At 43.2% G+C, this 17128-nt stretch carries 19 protein-coding genes and 1 pseudogene; 5 read left to right on the plus strand and 15 right to left on the minus strand.

The features are described 5' to 3' along the window. Positions 1-66: 66 nt before the first annotated feature. From C6G87_RS04705 to C6G87_RS04715, 3 genes are read left to right on the plus strand one after another with little or no spacing between them, the layout of a single operon-like run. Entirely contained in the window at positions 67-1053 is a 987-nt protein-coding gene (locus C6G87_RS04705; RefSeq protein ID WP_104752375.1) for an SAM-dependent methyltransferase, read from the plus strand. A gap of 20 nt (positions 1054-1073) precedes the next feature. Next, on the plus strand, positions 1074-1772 hold the full coding sequence (gene kdsB, locus C6G87_RS04710; RefSeq protein WP_104752376.1) for a 3-deoxy-manno-octulosonate cytidylyltransferase: 699 nt from the start codon (positions 1074-1076) through the stop codon (positions 1770-1772). Further along, positions 1766-2680, plus strand: a complete 915-nt coding sequence (locus C6G87_RS04715) for an ATPase, T2SS/T4P/T4SS family (protein WP_104752377.1) — start codon at positions 1766-1768, stop codon at positions 2678-2680. Before kdsB ends, C6G87_RS04715 begins: the two co-directional genes overlap by 7 nt. On the opposite strand, the gene C6G87_RS04720 is transcribed toward C6G87_RS04715, so the two are convergent. The 9 genes from C6G87_RS04720 to C6G87_RS04760 form a co-directional block, all read right to left on the minus strand. Beyond that, a complete protein-coding gene (locus tag C6G87_RS04720) occupies positions 2675-3223 on the minus strand; it encodes a hypothetical protein (RefSeq protein WP_104752378.1) in 549 nt (182 codons plus the stop codon). The two genes, C6G87_RS04715 and C6G87_RS04720, sit on opposite strands and share 6 nt — an antisense overlap. After that, complete coding sequence (locus C6G87_RS04725) at positions 3223-4353, minus strand: sialidase family protein (protein ID WP_104752379.1); 1131 nt, start codon at positions 4351-4353, stop codon at positions 3223-3225. Before C6G87_RS04725 ends, C6G87_RS04720 begins: the two co-directional genes overlap by 1 nt. Continuing rightward, complete coding sequence (pyrC, locus tag C6G87_RS04730) at positions 4346-5347, minus strand: dihydroorotase (protein ID WP_104752380.1); 1002 nt, start codon at positions 5345-5347, stop codon at positions 4346-4348. The genes C6G87_RS04725 and pyrC overlap by 8 nt, the downstream gene beginning before the upstream one ends. Continuing rightward, positions 5347-6402: an energy transducer TonB gene (locus C6G87_RS04735; RefSeq protein ID WP_104752381.1), complete on the minus strand. Its 1056-nt coding sequence runs from the start codon at positions 6400-6402 to the stop codon at positions 5347-5349. The genes pyrC and C6G87_RS04735 overlap by 1 nt, the downstream gene beginning before the upstream one ends. Next, the gene (locus C6G87_RS04740) at positions 6395-7123 is read right to left on the minus strand and encodes a hypothetical protein (protein WP_233709012.1); all 729 of its coding nucleotides are present in this window, start codon (positions 7121-7123) and stop codon (positions 6395-6397) included. The genes C6G87_RS04735 and C6G87_RS04740 overlap by 8 nt, the downstream gene beginning before the upstream one ends. A gap of 87 nt (positions 7124-7210) precedes the next feature. Continuing rightward, entirely contained in the window at positions 7211-7630 is a 420-nt protein-coding gene (fliN, locus tag C6G87_RS04745) for a flagellar motor switch protein FliN (RefSeq protein WP_104752382.1), read from the minus strand. A 32-nt stretch (positions 7631-7662) separates the two neighbouring features. Continuing rightward, the gene (gene nth, locus C6G87_RS04750; protein WP_104752383.1) at positions 7663-8313 is read right to left on the minus strand and encodes an endonuclease III; all 651 of its coding nucleotides are present in this window, start codon (positions 8311-8313) and stop codon (positions 7663-7665) included. A 2-nt stretch (positions 8314-8315) separates the two neighbouring features. Then, positions 8316-8543 (minus strand): FeoA family protein, encoded by a 228-nt coding sequence (locus tag C6G87_RS04755; protein ID WP_104752384.1) that lies wholly within the window; start codon positions 8541-8543, stop codon positions 8316-8318. Beyond that, the gene (locus C6G87_RS04760; protein ID WP_199767637.1) at positions 8497-11472 is read right to left on the minus strand and encodes a YhdP family protein; all 2976 of its coding nucleotides are present in this window, start codon (positions 11470-11472) and stop codon (positions 8497-8499) included. The genes C6G87_RS04755 and C6G87_RS04760 overlap by 47 nt, the downstream gene beginning before the upstream one ends. Before the next feature lie 85 nt (positions 11473-11557). Here C6G87_RS04760 and mltG point away from each other — a divergent pair, with 85 nt between their 5' ends. Then, complete coding sequence (gene mltG / locus C6G87_RS04765; protein ID WP_233709013.1) at positions 11558-12373, plus strand: endolytic transglycosylase MltG; 816 nt, start codon at positions 11558-11560, stop codon at positions 12371-12373. Between the two features lie 202 nt (positions 12374-12575). Further along, positions 12576-13259: an outer membrane protein gene (locus tag C6G87_RS04770; protein ID WP_104752386.1), complete on the plus strand. Its 684-nt coding sequence runs from the start codon at positions 12576-12578 to the stop codon at positions 13257-13259. Here the strand turns inward: C6G87_RS04770 and C6G87_RS04775 are convergent. From C6G87_RS04775 to C6G87_RS04800, 6 genes and pseudogenes are all read right to left on the minus strand, one after another. Beyond that, entirely contained in the window at positions 13237-13617 is a 381-nt protein-coding gene (locus C6G87_RS04775; protein ID WP_104752387.1) for a hypothetical protein, read from the minus strand. The genes C6G87_RS04770 and C6G87_RS04775 overlap by 23 nt on opposite strands. Further along, entirely contained in the window at positions 13610-13879 is a 270-nt protein-coding gene (locus C6G87_RS04780; protein ID WP_104752388.1) for an AtpZ/AtpI family protein, read from the minus strand. The genes C6G87_RS04775 and C6G87_RS04780 overlap by 8 nt, the downstream gene beginning before the upstream one ends. Next, on the minus strand, positions 13869-15185 hold the full coding sequence (hemL, locus tag C6G87_RS04785; protein ID WP_104752389.1) for a glutamate-1-semialdehyde 2,1-aminomutase: 1317 nt from the start codon (positions 15183-15185) through the stop codon (positions 13869-13871). Before hemL ends, C6G87_RS04780 begins: the two co-directional genes overlap by 11 nt. Then, entirely contained in the window at positions 15185-15739 is a 555-nt protein-coding gene (locus C6G87_RS04790) for a YceI family protein (RefSeq protein ID WP_104752390.1), read from the minus strand. Before C6G87_RS04790 ends, hemL begins: the two co-directional genes overlap by 1 nt. A 62-nt stretch (positions 15740-15801) precedes the next feature. Beyond that, complete coding sequence (locus C6G87_RS04795) at positions 15802-16662, minus strand: hypothetical protein (RefSeq protein ID WP_233709014.1); 861 nt, start codon at positions 16660-16662, stop codon at positions 15802-15804. Next, positions 16634-17128: pseudogene (locus C6G87_RS04800) on the minus strand (hypothetical protein); the annotation flags it as partial. The pseudogene C6G87_RS04800 and the gene C6G87_RS04795, both read right to left, overlap by 29 nt.

Genomic DNA, 17128 nt, shown 5'->3' on the forward strand with positions numbered 1-17128 from the left:
ACATCCACTTTAGAAGATAAAATTAAAACGCGCTAGAATGCCATGTTAATATTAAAGGAGTGTTTCATGCCCCAGCCTTTTAGTACCTTGATGCACACATGGCTTTATGACGATGGGGGAGGCTATTATACCCGTGCACACGTAGGGATGCAAGGCGATTTTTACACTTCCGTGAGTACAAGCGCATTTTTTGGAGGAAGTTTAGCCTTCTATCTTCTCAAGCTCTTAGAAAATGGGCAACTTCACATACCCTTGAAAATCATCGAAATAGGCGCACACTATGGAAAACTGATGGGCGATGTACTTTCTTTTTTGCGTGCGTTAAGTCAAGGAGTGTTAGAGCATGTGGAGTTTATTACTTTAGAGCCTTTGGAATCCTTACGCATTATTCAAGCGCAACACTTGGCGCGCATGGGCATCAAACTCACCACACTAGCTGCGCTTTCTGATCTTAGGTTATCTTCTGATTGTAGCGTTTTTGTTTACAATAATGAGTTATGGGATAGTTTCCCCTGTGAAATTGTGCGTGGGAAGCAAATGCTGTATATCGATCATTTTAAACCTCTTTGGATTGAGAAGGTGCAGCCCTCAGAAATAGGTTGTAAGCCATATTGGCAACCCTATGTTTCCACCCTAGTGGAGCGCCTATCACATGCACGCGCGTGGGTGTTGGCAAGCTTTGATTATGGGCAGTATGGTGCGCGCGGGCAAATCGATCTAAGAGCTTATCTCCAACACCGCGTTCTAGATTTTCAAGACATTTTGGATAATCTTGAGAAGCTTTATCAACACACTGATCTAACTTATGATGTTGATTTCCAATCCCTAGAGGCGTTGTTTAAACTCACAGGTGCGTATACTCTTTTTTATGGCACACAGAGCCAAGCGCTCATACACATGGGTTTAGCCCAACTTTTGGAACTTTTTGAGGCGCATATGCCTTTTTCTACCTACCAAAGAGAAGCGTTCAAAGCGCGCGCACTCTTAGATCCAAGTGCCTTTGGGGCGCGCTTTAAAGCCCTCATCAGTGCTAGCTACCCCACTCCTTTATAAAATATGCTACACTACATCCTATGATTTTGATCCCAGCTAGATTACAATCCACGCGCTTTCCCCAAAAGCTCATGGTAGATATCGGAGGCTTGCCCATGGTGGTGCGCACCGCGCGCAATGCACAGGCAGTCGATGAGGTGGTAGTGGCATGCGATGATGCGAAACTTTTAAAAGTTTGTGAAGATTTTGGTTTGCAGGCGATGATGACATGCCCTACACATACCAGTGGAACAGATCGTTGCGCAGAGGCGTGCGCGCGCCTGAAACTCACCCCACAAACGCCCGTATTGAATTTACAGGCTGATGAGCCTTTTTTAGAGACTGAAGTGATCGCTACACTTTTAGAGCATGCCCGAAAAACCGCTTTTATGCACACTTGTGCCAAGATTATCAGCTCAGAAGAGGCGTGTAGTCCAGATTGTGTTAAGGTTGTCTTGGGTACGCAAGGTGCGCTGTATTTCTCTCGCGCACCCATTCCTTTCGATCGCGACAAACAACAAGCCTTTACTTTTTATGGACATATTGGCATTTATGGTTTTTCAGCCGCCACACTTTTAGAGTTTTGTGCGTTAGAAAAAAGCCCCTTAGAAGAGATTGAGAAGCTTGAACAACTCCGTGCACTTTATCACCATAAGCCCATCGGAGTTAGTGTGGTCAAAAGCCAAAGTATAGGCATTGATACCCCTCAGGATTTGCAGATCGCACTTAGGCGATGCTGACTAGTCATCGGGTTCTTCAAGCCCAAATCGCACTCTTTACACCCTATCTAGAGAGCGGAATTAGCGAGTTGGTGAGTAACCAAGAACGAGAGATTTGGCTTTATAAGTCAGATGGTGTACGCTTGAAAGTGCAAGAACCTGCCTTACATAAAGAGTTTTTGTTATGCTTCTGTGAGCAACTAGCAAGCTATTATCATATGCGTTTTGATCAGCAACATCCCATGCTTTATGCATCTCTACCCTTCAGTGCATGCCGTGTGAGCGCAAATCACTTTAGTATTACCACTACTAATCAAATCAGTTTGAATATCCGCGTGCCTAGCGCGCAAGTATTTGACCTAGAGACATTTAAACTCGCACAAACCTGCATGTATAACCATCAGGATTTACGCAATTTTGTGCAAAAGGGACATAATATTTTAATTAGTGGAGGGACGGCTAGCGGCAAAACGAGTTTACTTAACGCGCTTTTGGCATGCATTTCTAAAGAAACGCGCCTTGTAAGTGTGGAGGATAGTCAAGAGCTCTGCTTAAAAGATTTTGTCAATGCGATAGGTTTGTTGGTGAGCAAGCATGAGGGTAATCTGAGCTATGAAGACGCGTTGAACATGGCGGTACGCATGCGCCCAGATCGCCTGATGGTAGGGGAAATTGATACCCGTAACGCTTTGCTTTTCTTACGCTTTGGTAATACTGGACACAAGGGCATGATCTCCACCTTGCACGCAAATAGCGTTCATCAAGTGTTAGAAGCTATTGCGCTTAATTTGGAGATGGGTAGTCATGTCAATTTACCCTTTGAAGTGGTGCGCAGGTACTTTAAAAGTGCGATTGATGTGTTAATTCATGTACGAAAAGAGGGGCAAGAGCATATGATCCAAGAGGTGATCTTAAGTAGGGAATTATAAAAATTTCTTGGGGCGTGCTATCCATAATGCCACTATCCACAGATAGATATCCATAAACAAATTATAGGGTAGGGCAACAGGACAAAAGAGATTGAACCCCAAGATCAGCACAAAAAAACTTCCTAACACTTTATGCACATGGAAGGCTAGTCCCCCCCATATACATAGACTGAGCCATACAAATGTGCGTGGGGCATAGATGAGACTAATGGGTAAAAGTCCTAGTGCGTCTAAAAAAACTAGCCCCCCAAAGATACTTAGAAAAAGCGCGCTACGGCGTGGAAGAACTTTTAAGCGTAAATATTTTGCCCCACATGCCCACAATGCCAAGAGTACACTTAAAGGACTAGGGGCACCAAAAAGTCCTGTGATCAGCATGCTTAGATTCAAACCACTCCCATTAAACAAGCGCAAAAAAGAGAAAGGGTAAAGCAACATCCCTGCTATTACTAGTGTTTTGAGGAAGGAGTGGCGACGCGTACTGACAAAAACACATGCGCTCAAAACTAGAGTGATAAGCGCGCTATGAAGCATCCCCTCCATCAAAGGGCTTTGAGATAGGCGCTATTAAAGACAAGATGCATGATAGCATGGCGCTCTTTGGTGTAGAGCACATGCACTTTATCGCCCGATACAAGCACACAAGGGTAACTCACTTCGCTTGTATGGCTTTGATCTAAGATCACAAGAGGGTTAAAATAGCTTGGCTGTTTGGGTGTGGGGGCAAATCTAGCAAGACGCAATGCGCTACGACTCCTAGGGGAATTAGGCAAGGGCGCATTATAGATCAAATAAAGTGTGCCATTGGCATTGAAGAGCGCGAGCGCATCGTTATAATTGCGTAAATTGCTTAAGGTAGGGGGATTCCAGTGGGTGGGGTCCTGGCAGGTTTGGGCATAAAGGTTTGTATGTCTATAACTTCTAAAGAGCATAAGAGCACATGTTTGGTAGGGGGTTAGAGTGGGTTGAAGTTGGGCACTAAGGGTGTTCGGTTTAATGACTTCTTGCAAGTGCGCATGCGCATCAAACTTTAAGAGCAGAGGCATTTTTGTAGCAAGTTCATGGTAAATAGGCAACACAAAGCCCCCATCATCTGTTAAGAGAGCGGTGTTGCGCACCAAATGGCTGATATTTAAAAAAGGTCCTAAAGAAAGGGTTGAAAGGAAAGTTAGATGAGGGCGCACAGAGGTATGCAAAGAAGCGGTTTGGATAGAGAGGGTGTAAATTCTCGAAGTTGCCCAACCCCCCAAGCTCACACCCACTACAAAAAGATAGAGACAATCACCGCGTTTAACCAATACGGGATTGCCCAATGCTTTGACATACACACCTGCAAGTTGGCTTAATAATTTTGCAGACAAAAGCACAAAGGGAGGACTCCAAGTTTGGGTGTTTAGATCGTAAAGATTAGCATAAATTTGCACATCACGCTCTCCTTCTGCACTTCCAGCAAAATAGGCTGCTAATAAAAAACGATCAGAAAGGATACTTAAAGTGGCTGCATGCATGCTGGCTACTTTTGGAGTAGGCAGTGCACGCTTATCCAGTAGCGCATGTGTACTTTCTTGTAAAACAGGGGGGGATGTAAAGCTGAATTTTTGGGGGGCATGGCTGATTAGGGTGATAAACAGTATCCCTAAAAGTATCCCAAACCCCCATGTACTTTTAGGCATCTACGCGCCATTTTAAAGGTAATTGAGGAATAATAAGTTTAGGGATGTTGGGGGGGTTAAAGGGTTTGTTGACTAAGGTGATACGTTTATGGGGAAGTTTGCAACGCGGGTGCAGGTCATAAATATGCATAGCATTATCACTAAGGAAAGCTTGGAGACGATCGAGGGCGTGATGAGTGTCAAAGAGAGTGGCTAAAGCGCTTAAGAGAATGGGAGCGCTAAAAACCCCTGCAGCACATGCACATGCATGTTTATGCTCTATAGGATGGGGTGCGCTATCCGATCCAAAGCAAACTTTGGGATGGGCGTGCAAGGCTAGTTCTAAGAGCGCGTTTTGATCAGCGGGGGTTTTAAGTACGGGCTTACAAAAGAGGTGAGGATTCAAATGAGTGCCTAACAGAGCGTCTAGATTTAAAGCGATATGGTGCAAAGTCAAAGTAGCGTAGAGATTGGGATACTTTTCCAAAAGAGGTATACTGCGGTGATCGCTCATGTGCTCTAAGATGATGGTTAATTTGGGAAAAGTAGCGCATAAAGTCTCTAAAATGGGGTGAAATTCTACCTCACGCTCCAAAACAAAGCCACTACTTTCCGCGTGCACACAAAGGATAAAATCAAGTTCTTGGGCTGTTTGCAATAAGTCCAGCATGGGAGGGCTTAAGATATCTTGCACGCCCTCTTTGGAGTTAGTGGTAGCATTTTTAGGATAAAGCTTGAGCAAAAAAAGCCCATGTGCGTGGGCACGCTCCAGCTCAGCACATGGCATGCTTTCTTGTAAATAGAGGGCAACTAGAGGGGTAAAGTTTCTCGACAATTCTTGGATTTCTCGTGCATAGGTTAGGGCACGTGTAGTGGTTGTGATGGGCTGGCTTAAATTGGGCATCACCACAGCAGCACAAAAATCCCGTGCGCTAAAAGGCAAAACGCTTTTGAGTAATGCCCCCTCTCTGAGGTGCAAGTGCATATCTAGGGGATTATTGAGAGTAAGACGCATTAGCGGTAAATGAAATAGCGCACGCGGATACGGATTAGCGTGGTGGTAGTGGGGCGTGGGTAGTCTTTATAGGCAATGGTGATGGTCTTAAGCGTGTTGTCATCTAAAAGCTTATAGCCAGATGCCATAATAATTTTAAGTCCTGTGATGTCACCATTTGGGTGGAGGTAAAATTCCACCGCATCAACACCATCCTGCCCTAAATATCCCGCTGCACTAGGATATTCTAGGTATTTTTGGGTGATGCGTCCAATCTCGCTAAGATTGCTTTTAATAAAGTCTTTTTCTGCTGTACCCAAGTCGCCAAATTCTTCTCCATATAAATCATCAATATCCTTACGGGTTTGGGTATCTAGTCCTTTATCGTTTTCATAACTTTTAGTTCTAGCCGGAGGCTGAACGGGCGTTTGCTCAGAAGGGAGGAATGAAAGGTTGTTAGGGTTAAAATCCTGTGCCGTATTAGCAGGTTCTGGTTTTTTAACAGGCTTTGGTGGAGTTGGTTTTTCAGGGGCGGGGTGTTTGATGGGTTCTTGAGGGGGCTGTGGTTTTTCAGGAGTAACCTTTTTAGTAACTTCATGTTCTGTTTGATGGAGCGCTTTATGCTCGCTATGCATTGCGGTTTCTTCGCTGTGGTGCGGGATGGCTCTTGGCTCTACCTCACGCCGTTCAGCTCTGCGTTCTTCTACCCGATGTCTAGGGCGTTCTCTGTGCCTACGAGCGGTATGATGCTGTCTAATTGGGGGAGTATAGCGATGACTTGGAGGAGTTGGAACATGTTTGGGAGCAGCTTTAGAGGGCTTAAGCGCACCTTGTGTGTGCTTGGTAGGGTCTAGAGAACGCCCTCGCTTTAGAACCAATAGATTGCTAGGACTAAGCCTGACAAGCTTGGGTTGCTTAGGCTTCTTAAAGAGTTTGTATCCGTAATCCACTAACCACCATATCAACAAGTGCAATAAGCACGAGATCAGCAAAGAAATATAAAAATTCCTTGTCGCGCGCCGATTTGCCAACTCTTTATCAAGAGCTAGGGAACTATAGCGTTGTGGCTTAGACATAAGAGTCCTTCAGCTTAGATTGCCGTAAGCGTTCCTTAGTTTCTTCCATGAGCTCCTCTTTGAGGCGACCAGAGTCTTTTTTAAGTGAAAAATCCAAATTAATCTTATCTAACACCACACTTTGATTAGAATTGAGTAGAATTAAGTAAAGTTGGTTGCGTACTTCAATCGTAACAAGTTTATGTGTAGCATCTAAAGGTTTCACAAAAGTGACGCTAGGTTCTAAGCCCACTTTGGGGAACAAAAATTGTTGGGTATTTTTACGCTTGAGAAACCATAAAACCACCAGTAAGATACCTAGTACAAGCGCGATTTTCCACACATGATCCCATGGTAAAAGATCTTCTTCTTTCTTCAAAATAGGAACGCGCTGAGAAGGACTTTCAACCTCTTTAGCGGGCGAAGAGGGCATGTTGAGCAAGGGCAGAAATTCCAAGCGTAGGTAAGTTTTATCCTGAGAAAGTTTCGCGCGCACATCAAAAAGCAGATTGCTTTTGGGCACGATAAACAGAGTGTTGTTCTGTGAGTAAATCTCCAAAGATTTAAGAATGCTAGTGTTGAAATGCTCGGCTTTGGGAGAAAGGGGGGCAATGTTTTGTAAGGTGATGATTTGCTTAGGAGAGATTTGAGGGGTTTGGCGTAAGGGGTATTTAAAAACTAGATTAAGCGCAATGCCCGACGCATTCTCCTGAGTGATAGGGGCGGTGTGAACTCGTTCCAAAAAATTGGGATTCGCACCATAACAAAGCACACACAAGAGTGCAAAAGAGAGGAACCACCGGTGGATACATCTAGCCATTCTACTAGGTTACATGTCCTTGGCAATGTAGTAGACAATGGCATTTGAATCTAAAACCTCGTTGAGACGGATCGCTAGGTTTTTTTCATACACCATCACCTCGCCTTTGCCAATTACCCGTCCATTTACAAAGACATCTACACTCTCGCCTGCAGGTTTTTGCAAATCGATCACAGAGCCACGTTCAAAACGCAACACTTCACCTAAGGGAATGGAAGTAAAACCCAACTCTGCCATGAAGGTTACTTCCATGTCTAATAACCCCTTGTAATCCTCGATGAGCTCTTCTAAATAAGTAGTGAGCTCAATTTCCCTAGGGTTAAGAGTAGGTTGCTTTCTAATTTTGGGGTTGACGGGCGTAAGCGTGCTCAGGGTAGGGTTAGATTGGATATTCACACCCTGAGTTTCTTTATTGAATTGCTGATCCATCACTTTCCCTTTCCGTAGTGGTTTGCATTATACTAGATTTTGTTGGGTTTAACTTTAGAATTAGGCATTTTTTTATTTTCACACAAATCTTCAAACAAACATGCTGCACAATGAGGTCTAATTGCCTTGCATGTGTTGCGCCCAAATAAAATCATCGCATGATGTAGATGTGCTAAATCGCTTTCAAAGAGTGCGCTAAGATCCCGTTCCGTTTGCAAGGCATTTTTGGCATTGCTCAAGCCTAAGCGGTGCGCTACGCGGAAAACATGGGTGTCTACAGCCAAATAATTTTGTCCAAAATAAACCGATAAAACCACATTGGCACTTTTCTGCCCCACTCCTGAAAGACTCTTAAGCTCTTCTTGAGTGCTTGGGATTTTCCCATGGAAGCGTTGGCACACTTCTTGCGCCATTTTAATCAAAAGCTTGGCTTTATTATTAGGATAGGAAATACTCTTAATAAGTTCTCTTATATCTTCAAAGCAAGCTCTCGCAAGACTTTCTATAGTGGGGTAAGCATCGAAAAGAGCCGGAGTGGTCATATTGACGCGTTTGTCTGTGCATTGAGCAGAAAGTACCACCGCAACCAAAAGCTCGTAAACATTATTGTAAATAAGCTCCGTTGTAGGGTTTTGAAAATGGTCTAAGAGGCGCGTTTTGATAATTTGCGCCTTAGTGCGCATGTTCACAGAGGGGCAACAACTAGCAACTCAGCTTCATGGGCGCGTAGAGCAACTTGAGCGTTGTTGATAGCAATGCTGAATGTGGCGCGACGCAAGGAATGGTGTAGAAGCGTGAATTCTACTCCCGCATGCACACCAAAGGAAAGAAAACGATCTTTGAGAGCGGAATCATTGCCCTGAATTTCAAGGATTGTGTAGCGTTGATCCTTCTGGCAGTCTAGGAGTGTCATGGTCGGCAAGTCCTTTCTTAATCTCTTCGATAATAATATCGATAGGAGTAAAGATACGCCTTAAAATCTTAAAAGGAGCTTGAGCGATGTCTTTAGCAAGTGTAACTTTGATAGAAGGGTTATCTAGGGTTTTGCCCACCTGAACATGGGTAGAAATCTTGCCCCTATTACCTAGGATAAGATAATTAACAATAGGGATTTTGTTGATCACATTGCTAAAACCCTTGATGGTTGAGATGTCTAAGGAGAGGTCAACTTTTTTTGTCGAAAAGGCAATAATGCCATTGCCATCGACATCTAGAGTTGTGCCGGATAGTTGAATATGCTCTAAACCCAAGTAATCCGCACTTACACCAAAGAGTACACGTCCCTTAGCAATCTCATAACCATGTGCGCCTAATCGTGGATTTCTAAAGACAATCAAAGAAGGGATCGTGTTGATAATGTTAACAATATTTTGCAAGACCTTAAAGTTTTTAATCGTGGTGTTTTGCATACGCAATTCCCCATTAAATACCTGATCTCTATAGATTCCTGTAAGACTATAAAGTCCTCCGCCAATAATATTTTTTGAAATTACACTTTGTAACGCTAAGTTCAGATAGTCCCCGCTGAAATTATTGGCTTTAATGATGACATCACCATGGATGATATCCGCGTTAAGCATGGCATGGTGGTAAGCGCCATCGATACTCACCTGTCCATCTCGCATGATAAGGCGGATATTTTCCAAGCTTAGGGGGAAAGATTTAAGGGTAATGGTTATGTTGCTCGCGCTAATAATGGTAGAGATGGGGGTGATATGGTGGCGTTTTTCGTAGCTCTGTTTGGCACGGATGAACACATTTTCATCGCGAATTTGTGCCTTAGTGAGCCTATGTGCGCTGGGGGCAAGTAATTCTTTGACAAAGGGAATTTTAGAATCCAAAAATTCATCTAAATTGAAATTAATATCGTTAAAGAAAAAAATCTTCTGCTTATCCTTAATTTTGCCCATAATAGCCCCATCGTGAGTGAAAATCTCCATACTATCGGGTTTACAAGTGCCCAGGAAAGAAAGGGTATCTAAGCGTTTACCATCGCGGTGGTAGAGCGGAAAAGCATGCTTGATAATGCCTACAAATTCGATATTTTTAAAATCCGCTGTACTCGCGCTAAGTGTGCCTTTTTTAATGCCAAAATAGCGTAATAGGGGCGAAATAGGAAAAAGCTTTCTTAGGTCCTTAACCTCCAAAGAGTAGACTCCTTCCTTTAACCTACCTTCCACACCCAAAGACCCTAAATTGATGCTAGGTGCATGGGGTGTTGAAAAGTCCAAATTAAATTCTAAATTGGGTAAAGTGGTGCTAGTAGCGTAGATCACATCTTGGCTAAATACTTCTTTATTTTGTGCTTTAATACTGGCGAGGATGTATTGCTCAAGAACTTGTTTACCCTGGGCTAGAATGTTTGGGAGATGCGTGATATTGATCGCGGGGGGTGGTTTTTTAATTGTGCTTCTATGCGGACTAAAGGGCTGAATATTGATGGCATTATTAGTGTTAATTTGGAGTTTGTGCACGCCCATCGTGCCAAAGATGCGCTTTTGGGTGAAATCTAGCATCAATCTTGTATCCACATCGGCAATGTTGTGATAACGTGTATGAAGCGTATCAACAAAGACATTATTGTGCTCGGGCGTAATATCTAGGGCAATGCTAGCCTGTTGGGTGAATAGGGGTGTGCCATAAAGTAAAAATGTGCCTTGCTGTGCGATAATACTACCTTGCACGGAAATTAAAGCATGAGCTTTAGGGATAAATTGCACCCCTAAGAGTAGATCGGCGCTTAAAAGGGTGTTGAATTTTTCTATGGGTAGCGTGATGTTATAGGCTTGGAGTAATTTTTTGGTACTCTTAAACGATAGACTAGGAGCGATCTTGATATCCGCACTCAAATAAGACCCTTTGCCCAAATTACTAATCTGCACGCGGGAGTTTTCTAGGGGCATGGTTTCGTAAAAGACATTTTTAGGCGCAATGATTAATGCTCTATCCTTGAGTTCCAAAGCCACTTCTTTTGCTACAATAGGGGCGAGCTTGGATTGGAAACGCACCCGCGCATCCTTTACAATTGCCTGTGCACTGACACGATCTAAGAGGGTTTTTAAGAGTTGCTTATCTTTGAGATCTAGCATAGCCTTAGCAGTATCAATTCTGACACTGGAAAACTCAATATTATCAAATAGCCATGCTTGCACAACCGGATGGCTACCTTGAGAAAAATAGGGTCTTAAAAAATCTAAATGGCGGATTTCATTGGTGCTTAACTTGAGAGCCAAAGTACTAAAGTCGCTTAAGCCTTGCGCGCGTACAATAAGCTTAGATTTGCGCAAATGCGGTACATCGTTGAGGGGAAATAATTCTAGCGCAAAACTCAATTGCTTGGAATGGTTATCGTAGCTGGCATGCCCTAGCGCACGAATATGATAAGGAGCTAAAATACAATGTAAAAGTTTTAGGCGTAGTTGCTGGCTGTTTTCTAATAAAAATTTAACCTCAATACCGGGGAACGCAACTTCGTAAGTACTCCCATCAAACAGCACATGGGCTTTAGTGGATGCGTTAAGCACAATTTCTTGAACGGTGAGCTTTTGAAAGTAAGAAAGAGCCAATATACTATATTTAATACCCTGTACGACATCATCAATGCGAGGAGGAGCTTTTTTAGGCTTAGAATTTAAGAGTGCAGAGATGTCTAAACGCTTCACATCAAGCACAAATTTGTTATCAAGTTTTAGATACAATCCCTCAATATGGACTTTACCAAGGTGGATTGAAGGGATAGAGATGCCGCTTTTTAGAACAAGCCACACGCCTAGTAGTAGTGTGCCCAAAACGCCACCTAAAACCATAAGGCGGAACATTTTCTTAGAAATCGTTTTGATCATTTGGCTTTCATTATTGTTTTACTTGAGTATACCCATAAAAGCATACGGCACACTTTATATTCCTAGTGGCTCGCTCCACAATCTAATGCGCAAAGTAGATGCTGATATCAATACGCTCGATCTGTGGATTTTGCGTGTGATGAAAGCTTTAAGATTGTGGAAAACTCCTAGGAGTGGCTATATCACTATTCCTGTGGATGCCCAACAAGAAATCACAAAAGGGAATTTTTTATACGCCTTGAGTATGTCCAAGAAAGTTTATAAAAATATTACCCTTATTCCGGGTGAAACGCTTTACTTTTTCATTCAAGATTTAGCGCTTACCTTCAATCTAGAGATAGACGATCTTTATAAAGCTTATAGATCTAAAGCCCTTTATAAAGAAGCCGCTATTGTTCCGGATACTTACCGCTTTGCATTAGGTATCTCCGCTAACGCACTTATGGATTACTTGCTTAACTACGCCAGCAACAAGTATAAGAAAATGAGCTTGCAGCTTTTGGGGCGTTATAACCCTAAAGAATGGGAAAAAACTTTAATTGTCGCTTCCATTGTGCAAAAAGAGGCAGCCAATGCTAAAGAGATGCCTTTAATTGCAGGGGTGATCTATAATCGCATGGAAAAGGGCATGCCTCTACAGATGGATGGAAGCTTGAATTATGGTAAATATTCTCACACGAAAGTGTCGCGCGCGCGTATTCTGAAGGATGAGAGCACTTATAATACCTATAAACACAAGGGGTTACCCGATGCGCCTGTAGGAAGTGTAGGGATGAGTGCCATTAAGGCTGCCCTCTTTCCCGCAAAAACAAACTTCCTTTATTTTGTCAAGAATAAACAGGGGGTGCATGTTTTTAGCCAACACTATGGCGAACATGTAAAACATATCCATGGAGATTAACATCTCTTCAAAGCTTAAAGTTCGTGTACATTAGGGCAGGGATGATTAATTTTCTCTAGCAGTGCTACTATTTTGCCACCAGACGCACCTCCGCGTACCGAGCAGAATTAATTTTTTTCTTTTTAAGAAAAAAATTAATGTAAATATCTTAAAATCCCCGCTGAGATTTCCATCTCAAATCTTAGTTTAAAAAGGTTCTTTGATGGCTTCGTTATCTAAATGCTTAAGCTCTGCTGTAAGCGTTGTGAGCCTCTTTGGCGCGCTTGCATTATTCTCGCCTCTGAAAGCAGAAAGGAACGCTGCCTATTTGGGAGCGGGCTTCCAATGGTCTTACATGACCACCAAAGAAACCTACACTGGATTTCTCTACGCTAATAGAAGGTATGACAGCAATCTATGGGGTTTTAATGCAAAAGCAGGGTATAAGCAATTTTTTGGCAGCGCGAAGAGGTTTGGGTTGCGCTACTACTTCAACTTCAGCTACAATGCAGTGGGGCGTTTTTCCGGAACAGGCACGCTGAGCAACATTAGTTATGGCGTTGGTACGGACATGATTTATAATTTCTTCGTGGCAAAAGATTACGCTATGGGAGGGTTTTTAGGCTTCCAACTTGCAGGGACTAGTTGGGTGGGTACCGTGATGGCAACCCGCGCGAATTTTGTTTCTAGTTTGAACTTGCCCGGTAAGCCTCACGAGTCTTACTTTCAGCTCCCTCTTAATGTGGGTTTTAGAACTAATTTTGCAGATAAGCAAAGTCTAGAGGTGGGATTCCTCATTCCCCTCATACCCGCTTATTACTACAAGGGTTCTTCAGGGGGCAGAAGTGCCTCCCTTCTCTACCACCGCGATGTGTCTCTATACTTTAACTATGTTTTTGATTTCTAAGCAGATAACTCCCCAGCACGCTTCCCAAGCATGCCCCCAGTCCTAAAAGGTAGGGGGCTGGCTGGAAGATTTCCCAGTGCATGAGTGCCAGGAGTGTACCCAGCAAGAGGGCATAAGCTCCCACTTTAAACCAGCCTAGACCCAATTCCACACCTAGAATAAATTTAGAAGGGAGGCGATCCTGTGCATTGCGTAAGGTATTCTTAAGTCGTTGGTAGCCTGTTATCAAAACTAGCAAAAACCCTAGAAAACTCGCTTCAAAGTTAAGCAATGCCAACAAATCCCAACTATAAGCGATTGTACCCACTCCGATGAGATTGCAGGAAAGTACAAAAAGCGCACACTTAAGGCTACACATCACGATCCTGTGTATGGTATTTAGGGTCTTGAGCGAGCGCATCTAGATCTTTTTTAGCGCGTTTATAAGCTTTATAGACATTGAGGATCGCTCCCCCCACTCCCCAAAAAACCCCCAGCCAAAATAGCCACGCAATGCCAGTAAGACGCTTGAGTCCATAACCAATTCCAATACCAAGCAACACGGCAACCACAATAGAGATCCCTAAGCTTAAAACGCCTGCCCCCTCTACAATCCGCTTGAATTTAGGTTCAGATGCCATGCGCCATTTCAGAAAAACTCTCTTGGGCTTTTTGCACGCACGCATCGATGATATTTTCATGCATGGGCGTGCAGAGAAAGCCGCTCTCAAAAGCAGAGGGTGCAAGATACACCCCTTTTTGGAGCATTTTTTGATGAAAAGTGGCATAGAGATCGCTCTTAGAAGATTTAGCGCCCTCAAAATCGCACACCTCTTGTTCACTAAAGAAAAAGCCAAACATACTTCCACGAACACAGGTTTGTAAGGCAATACGATTCAATTGTGCCACGCGCGCCAACCCATCCGTAAAACGCAAGGCGAGCGCTTCCAGTCTAGAATAAAGTTTAGGATCTTGGGCAATTTTTTCCAACGCCACAATGCCCGCAGCCACAGCCACCGGATTGCCGCTTAGAGTACCCGCCTGATAAACTCCACCCATAGGGGATAATAATTCCATAATCTCAGCTCTACCCCCAAAACACGCTAAAGGCAGGCCCCCCCCAATCACTTTCCCAAAGGTAACCAAATCTGGCACTAAATGGTGGTAGCTCTGTGAACCACTCGCCGAAGCCCTAAAACCACTCATCACTTCATCAAAGATGAGCACAGCTTGGTGTTGCTGGCATAGGGCATGGAGTTCTTGTAAAAACTCCAATTGGGCGGGTACTAAGCCCATATTCCCCGCGATAGGTTCGATGATGACACAGCCAACATTTTTACTGGCTTGAAAGCACGCTTTTACCGAGTCGATATCATTGTAGCGCGCCACTAAAGTGTGTTGACTGATATTTTTAGGCACACCCAAAGAGCTAGGCACACCAAAAGTGGCACACCCACTCCCTGCCCCCACCAACAAAGAATCGCTATGCCCATGATAGCACCCCTCAAACTTGATAACATCATCTTTTTGAGAAAAAGCCCTAGCTAAACGAATTGCGCTCATGGTCGCTTCTGTGCCACTGCTCACCAAGCGCACTTTTTCCACCCCCTCATAGCTGAGCACAATCTTTTTTGCTAAAGTGGTCTCTAATTCTGTGGGTGCACCAAAACTCAATCCTCTTTGCAAAACTTCAATCACGCGCTCTTGAATTTGTCCATCAGCATGTCCAAAAAGCAAAGGTCCCCAGCTTTGGACAAAATCTATATAGGAATTACCATCGACATCGTAAAGAGAATAGCCCTCCCCCTTAAAAATAAAGGGAGGTGTACCTCCCACACTTTGAAACGCCCTAACGGGAGAATTTACCCCTCCTACAATCACCTGCTTAGCTTCATTAAAATCGTTAATGCTGTGTAGCAGGGCGTGTCCTAGCTGTTTTTTTGCCATTAGTCTTTGAGACCCGCTTTGAAAGTAATTTTAACTTGCGACCAGGTTAATTTTTCATGTTGCGCTTCACATGCTTTGGCGAGCTTTTGCAACGCGTCTTTAAGACCAAATTCTAAGATATCTAACACACCTGTAGCCACTAACTCATTATTCTCGATCGTATAGCTCATGGGTACTTTGACACTTTTACCATTCATACGCACACTAGCTAAAAGCGTGCCCTGATTCTCACCAGCAACAACATCTCTAAAGATAACTTTTAGGTTCTTATCTTTAAAAAGATCAAAAAACGCCTCTTTAACATTCTTACTTTTAAGCTCATCGTGTAAATTCACATGGGAAACATTAATAGTTGCGCTGGCTTTATCCAACATGCGCGCCACACTAGAAGTATCCTTGTTAAAATGGTAATTCACGCCATCAAAAGTGCCTTCTACACCCGCTTTTTTGGGAGTTTTAAACGCTGTAAAACTCATACTTAATTTATTTACATCAATAGTCGTAGCATGCGCTAGACAAGAAACCAAAAACGCACCCAAAACAACCTTTTTCATAAAACTCCCTTACTGTGGTTTAAACCCCTATGATAACATAAAAGCCCCCCTTGTGCAATACGCTAGCGTTGCAAAGGCTCTAAAAGCACCCTGATACCTGCTTTAAGGATGATGGGGTTTTCCATATCACTTACTTTAATAAAGCGCACGCTATCGGGAACATCTAAAGTAATTTCAGAAGTGGGTTTTGGATTGTGAGTAAAATCTAACATGTGTAAAGAAGTATCAAAAAAGCTAATCTGAGGATGCCATGCATCCGTGTTAGCCATGATGTGTAAGCGACCACTATAAGCCATATCTAGCCAATATTCCCCGCTAATTTCTTTTAGGTCTAAGTAGTTACCTGAAGGAATGATGGTTGCAGTGTTAGCTAATTTGGGCGTGCGCACTCCAAAATAATAACTCCAGTCTTGTAAATTGTTGCGTTTTAAATCCGCAAACACGAAGCCTTTTTTAGCAAAGAGTGAGGCAATCAGATTAGGATCTAGGGCATACTCGGTTTTGAGCGTAAAAACCGCTTTACTCCACGCATCTTTATAAGTCACTTCCAGAACCATAAAATAAGCATAGCCCATAGAGGCGAGCACACTCTGAGTTGTCTTTAAGAGTAGCAGGGGAGGGATTTTTGCCTGAAAACTCACGCGCAACACACCAGGTTTGCTGAATTTTAAAGGTAAAAGTCCATTTTCCTTTAACGCATCAACTACTTTTTTAATTTGCAATCTATCTTGGATATAAAACGCGTTGCGGTTTTTGAAAATTTTGGCGATGAAATTCCTATTAGTTTGATAGAAATGCTCTCCAATCAAATTTTTAATTTTAGTTTCTAGTGTATCTGCGGACAAGAGCCCATGTAGACCTGCAAGTACAATCAAATATTTTAAAAGCCGCAAATTATCTACTCCACTCTTGGTAACGGGCATAACTAACACGACGCAATCCGTTTTTAGGTGTGTACAAAAGTCTCAGGGGTTTTTTCTGTTCGAAATTAAGAGTCTTGCCATTAGCCTCTAAAGAGACATTGCCATGTCCAAAAGCAAGAAGCCATTTATGCCCCTTGGTTTCTAGGATAAAGGGCTCTTTTAAAGCAATTTGAGTTTTCTTCTTAGTATTTAGATCCACACTCTCCATCCACATCTCTTCTTTGGGCGTGATCACCACTACATTGCTTTTATCAACAGGAATCTCTGTAGACTTTTCTGGAACTGATGCGGACTTTTCTAGAGTTTCTGCAGGTTTTTCTAGGGTTTTAGATTGCCCCAGTAATGTCAATGCATCTTGAATTGTGGGGGTAGAAGAAGATTGAGGCGTAGTTTGTGAGGAAGTTTGTGGGGCGGGCGAGGGGGGTGTGGTAGGAGTTTGTGGGGCGGGCGGTATAGATTCTTGGGG

Origin of the sequence: Helicobacter baculiformis (assembly GCF_900197685.1) — a bacterium.
Taxonomy (GTDB): domain Bacteria; phylum Campylobacterota; class Campylobacteria; order Campylobacterales; family Helicobacteraceae; genus Helicobacter; species Helicobacter baculiformis.

Excerpts from the sequence above, each read along its gene's own strand:
- C6G87_RS04705 (WP_104752375.1), top strand. The coding sequence starts at position 67 with ATGCCCCAGCCTTTTAGTACCTTGATGCACACATGGCTTTATGACGAT.
- kdsB (WP_104752376.1), top strand. The coding sequence starts at position 1,074 with ATGATTTTGATCCCAGCTAGATTACAATCCACGCGCTTTCCCCAAAAG.
- C6G87_RS04715 (WP_104752377.1), top strand. The coding sequence starts at position 1,766 with ATGCTGACTAGTCATCGGGTTCTTCAAGCCCAAATCGCACTCTTTACA.
- C6G87_RS04720 (WP_104752378.1), bottom strand. The coding sequence starts at position 3,223 with ATGGAGGGGATGCTTCATAGCGCGCTTATCACTCTAGTTTTGAGCGCA.
- C6G87_RS04725 (WP_104752379.1), bottom strand. The coding sequence starts at position 4,353 with ATGCCTAAAAGTACATGGGGGTTTGGGATACTTTTAGGGATACTGTTT.
- pyrC (WP_104752380.1), bottom strand. The coding sequence starts at position 5,347 with ATGCGTCTTACTCTCAATAATCCCCTAGATATGCACTTGCACCTCAGA.
- C6G87_RS04735 (WP_104752381.1), bottom strand. The coding sequence starts at position 6,402 with ATGTCTAAGCCACAACGCTATAGTTCCCTAGCTCTTGATAAAGAGTTG.
- fliN (WP_104752382.1), bottom strand. The coding sequence starts at position 7,630 with ATGGATCAGCAATTCAATAAAGAAACTCAGGGTGTGAATATCCAATCT.
- nth (WP_104752383.1), bottom strand. The coding sequence starts at position 8,313 with ATGCGCACTAAGGCGCAAATTATCAAAACGCGCCTCTTAGACCATTTT.
- C6G87_RS04755 (WP_104752384.1), bottom strand. The coding sequence starts at position 8,543 with ATGACACTCCTAGACTGCCAGAAGGATCAACGCTACACAATCCTTGAA.
- C6G87_RS04760 (WP_199767637.1), bottom strand. The coding sequence starts at position 11,472 with ATGATCAAAACGATTTCTAAGAAAATGTTCCGCCTTATGGTTTTAGGT.
- mltG (WP_233709013.1), top strand. The coding sequence starts at position 11,558 with ATGCGCAAAGTAGATGCTGATATCAATACGCTCGATCTGTGGATTTTG.
- C6G87_RS04770 (WP_104752386.1), top strand. The coding sequence starts at position 12,576 with ATGGCTTCGTTATCTAAATGCTTAAGCTCTGCTGTAAGCGTTGTGAGC.
- C6G87_RS04775 (WP_104752387.1), bottom strand. The coding sequence starts at position 13,617 with ATGTGTAGCCTTAAGTGTGCGCTTTTTGTACTTTCCTGCAATCTCATC.
- C6G87_RS04780 (WP_104752388.1), bottom strand. The coding sequence starts at position 13,879 with ATGGCATCTGAACCTAAATTCAAGCGGATTGTAGAGGGGGCAGGCGTT.
- hemL (WP_104752389.1), bottom strand. The coding sequence starts at position 15,185 with ATGGCAAAAAAACAGCTAGGACACGCCCTGCTACACAGCATTAACGAT.
- C6G87_RS04790 (WP_104752390.1), bottom strand. The coding sequence starts at position 15,739 with ATGAAAAAGGTTGTTTTGGGTGCGTTTTTGGTTTCTTGTCTAGCGCAT.
- C6G87_RS04795 (WP_233709014.1), bottom strand. The coding sequence starts at position 16,662 with ATGCCCGTTACCAAGAGTGGAGTAGATAATTTGCGGCTTTTAAAATAT.